This window comes from Blautia argi, from assembly GCF_003287895.1.
GTDB lineage: Bacteria > Bacillota > Clostridia > Lachnospirales > Lachnospiraceae > Blautia > Blautia argi.
Map to the genome: position 1 here is coordinate 1,853,830 of NZ_CP030280.1, position 13,140 is coordinate 1,866,969.

The 13,140-nt window shown below is 44.1% G+C and carries 12 protein-coding genes; all 12 read right to left on the minus strand.

Translation table 11 applies throughout. The features are described 5' to 3' along the window. Positions 1-3: 3 nt before the first annotated feature. The gene (locus tag DQQ01_RS16535) at positions 4-1,107 is read right to left on the minus strand and encodes a penicillin-binding transpeptidase domain-containing protein (RefSeq protein ID WP_242980286.1); all 1,104 of its coding nucleotides are present in this window, start codon (positions 1,105-1,107) and stop codon (positions 4-6) included. Further along, positions 1,088-1,819 (minus strand): hypothetical protein, encoded by a 732-nt coding sequence (locus DQQ01_RS16540; protein WP_242980288.1) that lies wholly within the window; start codon positions 1,817-1,819, stop codon positions 1,088-1,090. The genes DQQ01_RS16535 and DQQ01_RS16540 overlap by 20 nt, the downstream gene beginning before the upstream one ends. Continuing rightward, positions 1,752-2,900, minus strand: coding sequence for a penicillin-binding protein 2 (locus DQQ01_RS16545; RefSeq protein WP_242980289.1), 1,149 nt, complete (start codon positions 2,898-2,900; stop codon positions 1,752-1,754). Before DQQ01_RS16545 ends, DQQ01_RS16540 begins: the two co-directional genes overlap by 68 nt. Beyond that, a complete protein-coding gene (mreD, locus tag DQQ01_RS09055) occupies positions 2,885-3,418 on the minus strand; it encodes a rod shape-determining protein MreD (RefSeq protein ID WP_111919759.1) in 534 nt (177 codons plus the stop codon). Before mreD ends, DQQ01_RS16545 begins: the two co-directional genes overlap by 16 nt. Continuing rightward, positions 3,418-4,275, minus strand: a complete 858-nt coding sequence (gene mreC, locus DQQ01_RS09060) for a rod shape-determining protein MreC (RefSeq protein ID WP_111919760.1) — start codon at positions 4,273-4,275, stop codon at positions 3,418-3,420. The genes mreD and mreC overlap by 1 nt, the downstream gene beginning before the upstream one ends. A gap of 27 nt (positions 4,276-4,302) precedes the next feature. Then, a complete protein-coding gene (locus tag DQQ01_RS09065; RefSeq protein ID WP_111919761.1) occupies positions 4,303-5,292 on the minus strand; it encodes a rod shape-determining protein in 990 nt (329 codons plus the stop codon). A 30-nt stretch (positions 5,293-5,322) separates the two neighbouring features. Further along, on the minus strand, positions 5,323-6,000 hold the full coding sequence (gene radC, locus DQQ01_RS09070) for a RadC family protein (protein WP_199798006.1): 678 nt from the start codon (positions 5,998-6,000) through the stop codon (positions 5,323-5,325). A gap of 106 nt (positions 6,001-6,106) precedes the next feature. Then, on the minus strand, positions 6,107-7,696 hold the full coding sequence (locus tag DQQ01_RS09075; RefSeq protein ID WP_111919763.1) for an NAD(P)/FAD-dependent oxidoreductase: 1,590 nt from the start codon (positions 7,694-7,696) through the stop codon (positions 6,107-6,109). Next, positions 7,690-8,892, minus strand: coding sequence for a BaiN/RdsA family NAD(P)/FAD-dependent oxidoreductase (locus DQQ01_RS09080; protein WP_111919764.1), 1,203 nt, complete (start codon positions 8,890-8,892; stop codon positions 7,690-7,692). The genes DQQ01_RS09075 and DQQ01_RS09080 overlap by 7 nt, the downstream gene beginning before the upstream one ends. A 7-nt stretch (positions 8,893-8,899) precedes the next feature. Beyond that, on the minus strand, positions 8,900-10,183 hold the full coding sequence (locus tag DQQ01_RS09085) for a methionine gamma-lyase family protein (RefSeq protein WP_408607861.1): 1,284 nt from the start codon (positions 10,181-10,183) through the stop codon (positions 8,900-8,902). Further along, positions 10,180-11,136, minus strand: coding sequence for a tRNA (adenosine(37)-N6)-dimethylallyltransferase MiaA (miaA, locus tag DQQ01_RS09090; RefSeq protein ID WP_111920878.1), 957 nt, complete (start codon positions 11,134-11,136; stop codon positions 10,180-10,182). Before miaA ends, DQQ01_RS09085 begins: the two co-directional genes overlap by 4 nt. 9 nt (positions 11,137-11,145) lie before the next feature. After that, the gene (gene mutL, locus DQQ01_RS09095) at positions 11,146-13,134 is read right to left on the minus strand and encodes a DNA mismatch repair endonuclease MutL (protein ID WP_111919766.1); all 1,989 of its coding nucleotides are present in this window, start codon (positions 13,132-13,134) and stop codon (positions 11,146-11,148) included. Positions 13,135-13,140 lie beyond the last annotated feature (6 nt).

Consider the following 13,140-nt stretch of genomic DNA (forward strand, 5'->3'; position numbering starts at 1 on the left):
TGGTTAATCGTTTCGTACTGCAGTTGTGTCAACAGAAGATGCTGCTCCTGTGACAATATCAGATTCATCTGCAAGCTCGTACTTATAGCGGAGGATATCTTTTGCCACATCAACTGCATTGCTGGAAGCATAGCCGTTTCCAATGCGGACAGCAATACCCACTTCCGGGTTTTCGTAAGGTGCGAAGCCCATAAACAGAGCATGTGAGGGCCGGGTTAAGTCTTCCTGTGCAGTACCTGTTTTACCGGCAACGGAAATGCCGAGAGAGCTTAAAGAAGCATTGTTTTGGGCAACTCCCCGCATACCTGCTTGCACAGTTGTCCAGGTATAATCTGCAACGTCCATATCTCCTTTGACTTCCGGAGTGTAATCCTCGATTACCTCTCCCTTGGAGTCTGTTACTTTATCAAGAAGGGACAGCTCATAGCTGGTTCCCCGGCTCGCAATGGTAGTGACATATCTGGCAAGCTGAGAGGTGGTAACAGACAAATCACTCTGTCCGATAGAGGTTCTCAGCGCATCAGAGGTAGACATTGTCGGAGATACCTCTGTAATTTCCAGACCTGACTTTTCATTTAAACGGAACAGATTTGCATATTTCATCAGCTTCTCAACGCCCAGAGAATCGGAATATTTTCCGTTTGCATCCATACCCAAATCATAGGCAACCTGGTTCATAAACACGTTACAGGAATTGGTGATACCGGAAACTGCATTCATATAGCCATGACCGGAATGCAGCCAGCACCAGGGGGCATTTGCAATTTTGTCAAACTGTCCGTCACAGACTGCACCGTAATTGTCATTAACAATACCTTCCTCCATACCTGCAACTACGGTAATAACTTTAAATGTAGAACCCGGAGCAGTAAGCTGCTGGGTCGCCTTATTGTAAAAAGGACCGGATAAATCCTGTGACAGCTTGGCAAAATACTCGGTATCCATATTATTGGCAAGCCGGTTGTTGTCATAGCCCGGATAAGTAACACATGCCAGGGTTTCTCCTGTATTAACATCTGTGATAACCACGGAACCGGAACAGGGGTCTAAAGCCAACTGAGCTGGTGTGATTTCCAGATTCCGAATTTTATTTATCATAAAAATCATAGGCTCTCATAGAACCTGATTTTAAAGCATTATAAGTCTGCTCGTCCTTTTCCAGTACCTTCTGATCATATAAAAGCATACAAAGCTGAGTGCCGGAAATAGTATCTGCCTGCAGCATATATTTATAGAGGATTTTTGAGAATCCCTCGTCCTCTGCCAAAGATTCTGTCAGATACTCTGCCAAAGCTGTATAAACTTCATTGGAATCCAGATATTCCTCCTCGGAAGAGAACTGGGAAATATCAATCCAGTTTTTTCCTGCAGCATAAGTCAGAAACTCTTTTAAGCTGATAGACTCCTCCTTTGTCCATGCCTTATACACCTCATCAGAGGAATCAATGGAATCCCTGGATAAAATTCCTTTCTGGTTCATCAGGAAATCATTCACAATATAGCTCTGGTATTCCTGCATCTCTTTTGGAAGCTCCTTATAAGCCGCAGGATTTTCCTTTGTCAATTCTTCCTTTACCTGTGCAAAAACCTCTTCCTGTTTTTGCTGAAACAGACTGTAAACCTGTTTTTCCAGCTCTGTAGCATCTTCCTCCTTAAAATGGGAGATATCCAGAACACTGTTATTGATCAAAGCATTGTATACATCGTAAATCGGTGTTTTAATGGCAGCCGTATCCATGCCATCTTCCACCTTAAACTCCTTGGCATTGATAATATTCGCTACCAGAATTCCGGCCAATCTTCTGTTCCAGAATGTCATAACAGACTCTCTGCAAATCCTTGTCAATCGTCAGATAAACATCATTTCCGGACTTTGGATTTTTTCTGGAATTACTGTCAATCTTTAAAACCTTTCCCATAGTATCTACAAAAACTGTTTCAGATCCGTCTTTTCCCTGCAGCTTTGTTTCCATTTCCTTTTCAATACCTGACTTTCCGATAACTGCATCAGCAGAATACTTTCCTCCCTGGTCACGGAGATTCTGAAGTTCCTCAGCATCTGCCTTTCCTGTATATCCGATAATAGGTGCAAAGCTCTCTGCTTCATCGTATACACGGATAGAATCCTCCATAATATCCACGCCCTGAAGATCATCTTTCTGTTCCATAATTTCTGCCACAGTTTCCTCACTGACATTGGTAGCAATGGTAACAGGCACATATTTTTTAAAACTGTTGGTAGACAAAATATAACGGATTTTTACCAGTTCTAAGGTTTCCTCCGTTGTAAAGCTTTCCGGAAGCCCATAGGTCTTCAGTTCTTCTTTTGTATACGGCTTCTTTTCATCTGTCAGAGCAAAGCGTTTGTTTCCTGACAGATACTCCATAATTTCATCTGCACTGGATTTTAACTGCTTTTTCGTCAGATTTTCAATCTGTGCTTCCCCATATACGTCTGCTTTAAAACGATTTAAGGTAAAGCCTGTTGCGTCAAAGACATATTTTTCCTCTTCATTCAATACAATGTGGAAAGGGATATCTGTAGTTTCATTGTGTGCTTTTAAAATCTTCAAAATCTCATAGGCCACATGATTCAGAGTCAGGTTTTTTTCTCTGGTGGAATCATAGGTTCCGTTATCCTCTAAAATTACGGAATAGGAAAGCTGATTATAGGCCAGAGGCTTTCCGTTTCTGTCCAGAATATTTCCTCTGGTTCCTTTCAGAGTTCTCTCCTTGGTAATACTCAGATTGAAATTATCTGCGTATTCCTCGCCATGAATGATCTGCAGAGCAAAAAGTCTTTGAATCAGCACCCCAAACATGACGCAGAATACAAGAATAACAACGGTTGTTCTTTTCAGCCCTACTTTTTTGATAAACTTCTTTATTTTCTTAACCAAATGGAATCTCTCTCTTTCATTTCCAGTTCGCTCAGTTTCTTATTTAATCGAAACAGCAACTTGTAAAGTACAACGGTAACCAGCACGGTATAAATCATTTCCGGAATCATAATACGTCCGAAATAATAGAAAACCTGCAGTCTTCCCCGCATGAGAAACTGCATACCATATACAAGACCGCCGTAAATCAAATCTCCGGCAGCCACCAAAAACAGGGGCACACGAATCTCTTCATCATAAAAAATTTTGCAGCAGCACCCTGCCACATACCCGATGCACAGGTAAATCAGGGCATAAAAACCCAGCAGGTTTCCGTAGAAAACATCTTTTAAAAGTCCGCAGAAAAGTCCGGTCCAAAGACCAGAAAGCTTTCCTCGCATAAATCCAAAGGACACTGTAACAATCAGCAACAGATTGGGTACAATGGATCCAATGGAAAGGCCTTGAAATACGGTACTCTGGAGTATAAAGCATACCAGAATTACCAGACCCTGTACTGCTCTTCTTTTTATTCGCATCAGGAATCCCCTTTCTGCTGTTTTAATTCTTTAATTACCAGTACCTCGCTTAAATGCTCAAAATCAACGACAGGTGTCAAAGTTCCCGTCTTTGTCAGATTATTGGGGTCTTCCTTGATTTCGCTGACATAGCCGATGAGAATCCCCTTTAAAAACTTGTCGCTGACATCAGAGGTCACAATCTTTTCTCCCTCCTGGATTTTGTTGTCTTTGTCCTTCAGATGAATAAACTGCAGCTTGCCCTCATCGATCAGACGTAAATCCCCTGCCACAATACAGCGGTCAGAGGTACTCATGGTCATGGCACTGACATTGCTGGTATCATCAATAATGGAACGGACTGTCGCCCAGTTTTTTCCTACCTCTGTGACAATGCCCACCAGACCGCTTCCTGCAATTACGTTGCAGTCTTTCTGAATCCCGTCATCAGTGCCTTTGTTAATCGTAAAACTGTTGAACCAGTTTCCTGTATCCTTGGATATTACGTTGGCAGCCACTTTATCATACTGGCTGTAATCCTGATCTAACTGATAAAGCTCCTGAAGACGCTCCAACTCTGTCAGCCCCTGGGTAAGACGGCTGTTTTCTGCGGTCAGCTCATCTACCTTTTTCTGAAGTTTTTTGTTTTCTTTTACAAGAGTCTGCTTATTCTGAAAGCCTGCTGTGGCATCATCAAGAGCAGCTCCCACCTTATTAATGCCTTTCTGGAAGGGTACGATAATATAACCCGCCGCATTTCTCACCGGTTCAATGGGAAATTTTACGGCAGCGGCAAAAATCATCAGACCTACACAGCCCAGAACCATGGCAGCAAGCACATGCTTGCTTTTAATCGTCCAATTATGCTTTTTTTTCATTCTCAAAACCTCAGCTTTTCTTTCCGGCTACCTGACCCATTTTTGCAGGGTACGGTTTCCAATAATTTCTTTCAACCCATAAATGGTGCAGAGTTCGTAATATCCTGACAGACGTACCTTTTCTCCGGTTGCCTGGCTTAAAAACCAGTCCATATCCGGAATTCTGGCAGTTCCGCCTGCAAGGAAAATCCCCTGCTCCTGTATATTCTGATATATCTGGGGCGGCGTTCTCTCTAAAAAAAATTTAATTTCCTCGCAGATAGAGCGGATAGGACCTAAAATTGTTTCATATATCATATCTGAAGGGATAATCCCCTCTCTTGGCAAACCGCTTAAGCTGTCAACTCCCACGATTTTTCTCGCTTCCCGGATATCCTCCTTCAGATAGGCAAGAGAAAATTTCAGTCTTCTGGCTGTCCGGTTCCCAATGTAGAGATTGTACTGTTTGCGTACCTCGTTGACAATCGCTTCGTTTAACTGCTTGCCGCCGATTTCTACAATTTTACTCAGTACCACCCGTCCCTTTTCGATAACAGAAATTTCTGTACTCTGAGCCCCGATATTGACAATCATGCTTCCCTTTGTGTGATTAATGGGAATTCCAAGCGCCACCGCATCTGCGATGGTTTTGTTCACCATATAAATATTATTTTTTCTGTTGGAATTTCCAATGGTATAATAGGCCCGCTGTTCAATTTCTGACAAATCCGAAGGAACCGCCAGATATAAAATATTGCTGAAAACATTGCCGGCATTTATCTTATCCAGTAAAGCCTGTAAAACCATCTCTGTGTGAGTGACATCTGCAATCTTCCCATAAGCCATGGGCGAAATCACAGATACATTAGACGGATTTTTTTCAAAAATCCCATATGCCTCATTTCCGACTGCCAGAATCTGCTTCTGGTTGCGAATGGCTATCATGTTTTTTTCCGTTAAAACAGTATCCTGGTCCTGTGAATAAATTTTTACCGTACTGGTTCCCAGGTCTACTCCAAACGTTTTATGCAATGGCATGTAAACTTGTCCCCTTTAACTTTTTAACATTTAAAAAATCCCCTGCTGGCGAAAACTCAGATATCTGCAGTCCCCGATAATAATATGGTCTAAAAGGGAAATCCCTAGAAGCTCTCCTGCTTCCAGTATCCGCTGTGTAAAATCCAAATCAGCCTGACTTGGAGCAGGGTCGCCGCTGGGGTGATTATGTACAAGAAGAATTCCCACTGCATGATAAGACATGGCAGCAAGGAAAACCTCCCTTGGGCTGACTAAAGATGCGTTTACCGTCCCCTTAAAAATCATTTCCTCCCCCAGCAAATGATTTTTAGTATCCAGCATCATACAGATAAGCTCCTCCTGCTCCTTATGACGAAGTCTTTCCATATAATAATCCGCAATACTCCAGGGCTTTGTAAACTGAAGTCCTTTTCTTGCCGTTGTCTGAGCAATGCGTTTGGAAAGCTCCCCGATACACTTAATCTGTACTGCTTTCACCTTTCCGATACCTTTTACGGATTTTAACTGGGTAAGACTTAAGCTGTGAAGCCCTAAAAGTCCTTCTTTTTCTCTGGACAGATTCAAAACTTCCTCCGCCATATGAACAGAAGGGCTTCCCTTCGTTCCGGTTCGTAAAAGAACAGCAAGAAGTTCTGCGTCTGTAAGGGCTTCTGCGCCCAGACGCACGCACTTTTCATAGGGCCGTTCTTCTTCTGGTATCTGTTTCATTTTTTTCAATTCTGCCATACTCTATGTTATGATTTCTTTGGCACATTTTATAGCATAGGGTTTTCGCAGATTCATTGTAGCACAGATTGCAAAAACTGTATATGCCTTACGAAAAATTTATGAGATTTTTCATAATTGCTTCTCCAACTTTCAGTCCGTCCATGGCAGCAGATGTAATGCCTCCTGCATAGCCTGCGCCCTCTCCACAGGGATAAATCCCGGATACAGAGGACTGAAAGGCTTCGTTTCTGCAGATTCGCACCGGAGAAGAAGTTCTGCTTTCAATTCCGGATAATACCATATCTCCCCTGGAAAATCCCGGAATGATATGTCCAAATGCCTCAATTCCATGTATCAGGGTTTCATTTAATACTTCCGGCATCAGAGTTCTCAGATTTGCAAAGGCATAATCCCCTTTCATACAGGGCTTTACCGCGCCCAATGCAGCAGAAACCTGATTTTTACAAAAATCTTCATAAAGCTGCACGGGAATTTTGCCTTTTCCCAGTCTGTACGCCTTTTCTTCCAGCTTTCGCTGAAATTCCATACCGGAAAGTATATCCTCTCCCGGAAAATCCTCCGGCGTCACAGTTACAATCAACGCACTGTTGGCATTTACAGAGCCACGGTCCTGATAACTCATACCGTTTACTGCAAGTCTTCCCTGTTCTGACGATGCATTGACCACATACCCTCCCGGGCACATGCAAAAACTGTACACACCTCTTCCATTTTCTCCTTTATGGGTCAGCTTGTAACTGGCTGCGCCGAGAACGCCCTCTGTTTCCTGTCCGTACTGATAAGCGTTAATCAGGGACTGAGGGTGCTCTGCGCGAAGTCCTACAGCAAATGCTTTGGCTTCCATATGGATCCCTTTTTCCTTTAAAAGGGCAAAGGTATCTCTGGCGCTGTGCCCCACAGCCAACACCAGTGTGTCTGTGGAAACTTCTTCTGTATCGTTTATAGTAATGGAAGAAATCCTTCCATCTTTTATCTTCAAATCCGTCATTTTAGAAGAAAAACGAATTTCTCCCCCTGCCTGCTCAATAAAACTCCGGATATTTTTTACAATGTTTATCAAGGTATCTGTGCCAAGGTGAGGCTTTTGCTGATAGAGAATTTCCTCTGGCGCTCCTGCCTCCACGAAAATCTTTAAAACCTCCCTGTTTCTACCTGCAGGGTCTTTTACCAGAGTATTCAGTTTTCCGTCAGAAAAGGTTCCTGCACCGCCTTCTCCAAACTGTACATTCGATTCCTGATTCAGTTCGCCTGTTTTCCAGAAATGCTCCACTGTCTTTTTACGGCTGTCCGCGTCTTCTCCCCGTTCCAGAAGCAGGGGCTTTAATCCTGCCTTTACCAGATAATAGGCGCAAAAAAGCCCCGCCGGGCCGCTGCCTACAATAACCGGACGGTAAAAAGAATCCTTTTGTACACAAAGATAATTGAATTTTTTTGCAGCCAGCAGACTTACATTTTTTGAACGTATTTTTTTCAGCACCTTACTCTCTTTTTTTACTGAAGCCTCCAGCGTATAGACAAAAAATAAATCCGGTTTTTTCCTTGCATCTAATGACTGTCTGGCAATCCTCCAGAAAAGAAGCTCTTCTCTTGGAATCCGCAGAACTGACAGCAGTTTCTTTTCCAAATCCTCCCGTGTATGAGTGACTGGAAGCTTAATCTGACAAACGCTTAACATTTTGCCGCCTCCTTTCCTGCACAGGCGCCGGTTGTCCATGCCCACTGCAGGTTATATCCTCCGCAGATGCCGTCTGTGTCCAGCAGTTCTCCTGCCAGATACAGTCCGGGTATGCGCTTACATTCCAGGGTACGGGGATTGACCTCTGAAAGAGAAACACCTCCTGTACACACCTGGGCAGTTTCAAAACCTTTTGTTTTCTTTATTTTCACAGGAAATTCTTTGATTTTCTCTGCTAGTGCAAAAAGATCCGGTTTTCCCTCCATAAGCACCTGGCAAAGCTTTTCCGGAAAAAGTCCTGTAAGCAACGCAGCAGTGGATTTGTAGGGACATTGCTCCCGTCGTTTTCCCAGAAGTTGTCTGATTTCCTCTATGGTACAGGCGGGCAGAAAATCCAGCATAGCAGTAAGTTTCTGCCCTTCCTTTAAGAGTCTGGCTGCCAGAGCACTGCACTGAAAAACCGGAATGCCGGAAATACCGTAATCTGTAAGCTGCAGTTCCCCTTCCTGCGTATCTACCACCTCTGTTCCTTTCAGAAGAGAAATCCGTCCTTCCACACGGACACCTGCCCACTTGGAAAAATATTTTTCCTTTCCAATCAAAGGCACCAGTGCCGGAAGAGGCTCCACCAGAGAAAGTCCCAGCTCCTCTGTCAGTACATAACCGCTGCCGTCCGCCCCATCGATTCTGGAAGCACAGGAGCCACAGGCCAGAATCACAGCATCTGCCTCATACTGCCAGGTTTCTGTTTTTACCAAAAAAGGAAACTGGGAGGCTATTTTCTTTCCCGGAAGAATTTCCTTTACATGTTCCCTGCATTTGATTTTTACCTTTCGATAACGCGCCTCCATTTCCAAAAGCTCCTGTACGCTGGCTGCCTGCATGGACGCAGGATACAGATATCCATCCCTCTCCTTTACAGAAATACCGATTTCTTCAAAAAACTCCAGGGTGTCCGAAAGGGAAAACTGCTGTAAAATCTCCCAGGCTGTATTGGGTTCTGAACTGTGATAACACCCAGGCGTCTGTACCCGATTGGTAAGATTGCAGCGTCCGTTTCCTGTTGCCAGGATTTTTCTGCCTGTTTTTTCATTATGTTCCAAAAGTGTAACGGCTGCGCCGCCTCGCGCTGCCATAATGGCTGCCATCATACCTGACGCTCCGCCGCCTACGACACAGATTTGCTTTTTTTCCATATTGCTCCTATTCTTCCGGAATGGTTACCAGATGCTTGTCTGCCAACTTTTGCAGGGACATAAGAATTCCCAGCTTTGCGTGATACCAGGTAAGACCTCCCTGGAAATATACCGTATAAGGCGGCTTAATAGGACCGTCTGCAGAAAGTTCAATGGAAGAACCCTGTACAAAAGCTCCGGCCGCCATAATTACATCACTGTCATAACCCGGCATTGCCCATGGCTCCGGCTCTACATAGCTGTCTACCGGCGCTGCCGCCTGAATTCCCTTACAGAACTCCACTACGCCCTCCGGAGTGCCAAAGGTCACTGCCTGAATAATGTCATGACGGCTTTCCGTACTGTTTGGCGTTACCAAAAAGCCCAGTTTTTCATAGATATTTGCTGCAAAAATTGCTCCCTTTAAAGCTCCGGCTGTCACAGTTGGCGCCAGGAAAAAACCCTGATAAAAGGCAGGGTTTACACCCAGGGTTGCCCCCACTTCTTTGCCCAGGCCCGGACAGGTCAGACGGTATGCGGCATTGTCCACATATTCCTGTTTTCCTGCAATATAGCCGCCGATTGGGGCAAGTCCGCCGCCGGGATTCTTAATCAGAGAGCCTACAATTAAATCAGCGCCTACATCACTTGGCTCTATTTTTTCTACAAATTCACCGTAGCAGTTATCCACCATGCAAATAACGTCCGGCTTAATCCCCTTAATAAAAGCAATTAACTCTCCAATCTGGCTGACCGAAAAAGTAGGACGGGTGAGATAGCCTTTGGAACGCTGTATCTCCACCATTTTTGTCTTCTCATTAATCGCTTGACGAATCCCTTCATAGTCAAAGCTGCCGTCTTCTAAAAGTTCTACCTGACGATAGGTTACGCCATATTCAGCCAGAGAACCTTTGGACGGACGGATACCAATGACCTCCTCTAAGGTATCATAAGGCTTTCCCACAGGGGAGAGCAGTTCATCTCCGGGACGGAGATTTCCCGCAAGAGCCACAGCCAGGGCATGGGTTCCGCAGGCCAGAAGGGGACGCACCAGGGCTGCCTCTGTATGGAAGGTGCTGGCATAGACTTCTTCCAGGGTATCCCTTCCGATATCATTGTATCCATAACCTGTAGATGAATACAGACATGCCTCGCTGACCTTGTTTTTCTGCATGGCATGAAGAACTTTTAACTGATTGTATTCTGCATTTTCATCAATGGCAAGAAAACGCTCCTTCAAATCTTCTTCAATTTTATTTCCAAAATCCAGTACCTTCTGGCTGATGCCAAGCTGTTGATACATTTCTGTCATTTCCTGCATGGTATAATTCCTCTTTTCTCACAGTTTTTCAATATATAATCAAGGGTTTCTTTATCCTTATATGCAAATTCATTTTTATTCACCCAGATTACGTCTTTTTCGCGTTTGAACCAGGTAAGCTGCCGTTTGGCAAAGTGGCGGGTATCCCGCTTTAAAATATAAACCGCTTCTTCCAGCGTACATGTATGATCCAGATAGGACAGGATTTCCTTATATCCTAACCCCTGCATGGAAACCATATCTTTGGTATACCCCATATCTGCCAGCTTTTGGACTTCCTCTAAAAGCCCCTGCTTTAACATCTCGTCCACCCGGCTGTCAATGCGGGCATACAATCTTTCCCGCACATCATTTAATACAAAGTAAGCCGTATTATAAGGAGATTCCTTCTCTGCCTCTCTGGCGTTATGGTCTGAAATCCGTTCTCCTGTCATCTGATAATACTCCAAAGCGCGAATCACACGCTTCACATTGTTGGCATGGATTTTGTCTGCAGAAGGAGGGTCAATCTCCCGCAGCCTTTCGTGAAGAAATTCGCTTCCCTTTTCCTCTGCCAGCTTTTCCAACGCTTCCCTCACCGGAGATTTTTCTGTATTTTCTGAAAAATCAATATCCTTTACCACTGCCTGAATATAAAATCCGGTTCCTCCGGCGAGGATAGGGATTTTCCCTTTGGCATAAATTTCCTCCATAGCCTGCTTTGCCATTTCCTGAAACCTCACCACATGAAAATCTTCTCCCGGATCCAGCACATCAATGAGATGATGGGGAACTCCCTCCATCTCTTCTTTTGTAATTTTTGCGGAACCAATATCCATATATTTATACACCTGCATGGAATCCGCTGAAATAATTTCTCCGTCCACTGCCTTTGCAAGGGCAATGGAAAGTTTTGTTTTTCCCACAGCCGTGGGGCCTGTCAGTACAATCAAAGGTTTTTTCAAAATATTCACCTACACAATCCGCTTGAATTTCTTTTCCAGCTCATATTTCGTCATGGAAATAATGGTGGGTCTTCCATGAGGACAGTGGTATGGATTTTCCAGTCCCAAAAGCTCGTCAATCAACTTATCTGCCTCCTGTACAGAGAGCATATTGTTTCCCTTTACCGCAGCCTTGCACGCTGCTGTTGCAATACGCCCGGTGAGAATATCCAGAGGCTGTCTGGTATTTTCATTTTCCAGACTGTCCAGAAGTTCTACAAAAAAGTCCTGTACAGAAACTCCGTAAAGGTTTGCCGGTACTCCGTGAATGCTGTATTCCCTGCCTCCAAATTCAGAAATCTCAAACCCAAATCTCTGAAAAAGTTCCATATGGGTTTTCAAAAGTAAATCCTCCTGTAGATTCAAAGAAACCACCTGAGGCGGCGAAATCATCTGGGTTACAATCTCCCGATTGGCAAATTCCTTCATAAAACGCTCGTACAGCACCTTTTCATGGGCTGCATGCTGATCAATGATATAAAATTTATTGTCAAATTCCACCAGCCAGTAGGTATCGAAAAGCTGCCCGATAATCCGATGACGAACACGGGACTTTTTGGAAAGCAAACGGTCATCAAATAATTCCATCTGCACAGGTTTTTCTGCCTGAACAACCGCATTTTCAGAAGCAGCAGGCGTATCGTTTTCCAAAGAATTGCCAGCATCTTTCTTTTCTTCTGCAAAGGCTGTCCCTTCCTGTTGTTCTTCTGTTGAGTTTTCCAGCCTTGCCACTGCAGGGCGCAGTCCTGTTGGAAAGACTTCTTTTTCCTGCTTTGGCTGCAGCTTCCCGGAAGCTTCAACAGACGCCCCAGGATTTCGTTCTGTTTCCATATACCTGCTTTTTGGCTCCCGAATCTGGTTTTCCCACTGCTTTGCCTGCTTTTTATATCCTGTTTCAAAGGGTTCCGGCACTGTGATTTTTTCTTCTTTTTTCTCTGTGCTCTTTTCCAGCTTTACCTCTGGTATCATCTCTCTTTTTGACAGTGCCTCTGTTATCATATCATAAGTAGCATTGTATACAGCGCCCTGATTCTGAAAACGCACCTCCATTTTAGTAGGGTGTACGTTTACATCGATTTCCTCCCCCTGAATTTCATAATGCAGACACACAAAAGGATACTTGTGCTGCATCATATAAGGTTTATAGGCTTCTTCAATGGCTTTCATTAGAATTTTGCTCTTTACATATCTGCCATTAATATAATAATTTTCAAAATTCCGGTTTCCTCTGGCAATCACCGGTTTTCCGATAAATCCTTCAATAGAAATACCCAATCTTTCAAAACTTACGGGAAGCAGTTCTCTGGTAATATCTCTGCCGTAAATGCCGTAAATCACATCTTTTAAATTGGAATTTCCGGAGGTATGCAACTTTGTCTGCCCGTTTACCATGTATTTAAAAGAAATATCTTGATGAGAAAGGGCAAGCTGCTCCATATACCCGCTGACATATCCTGCCTCCGTCATGGCCGTTTTTAAAAACTTTGCCCTGGCAGGCGTATTAAAAAATAAATTCCGCACCAGCATCGTGGTTCCGTTTGGCGCACCTACTTCCTCGAAAAGCTTTTCCCTGCCGCCCTCGATGACATAACGTACGCCGGTCAGCGCATCTCCTGTTTTTGTAATAACCTCCATCTGGGAAACCGCAGAAATACTGGAAAGCGCCTCTCCTCGAAAGCCCAGGGAGGAAATCTGCAGCAAATCCTCCACCCTTTCAATTTTGCTTGTGGCATGACGCAGAAACGCCAAAGGTACTTGTTCTTTCTCAATGCCTCCGCCGTTATCTGTCACGCGGATAAAGGCGATGCCGCCTTCTTTGATTTCTACTGTAATGGCAGTTGCCCCTGCATCAATGGCATTTTCTACCAATTCCTTTACCACAGAAGCCGGGCGTTCTACAACCTCTCCCGCTGCAATTTTATCAATTGTATTCTGGTCTAAAACCGCAATTTTTCTCACTTTTTA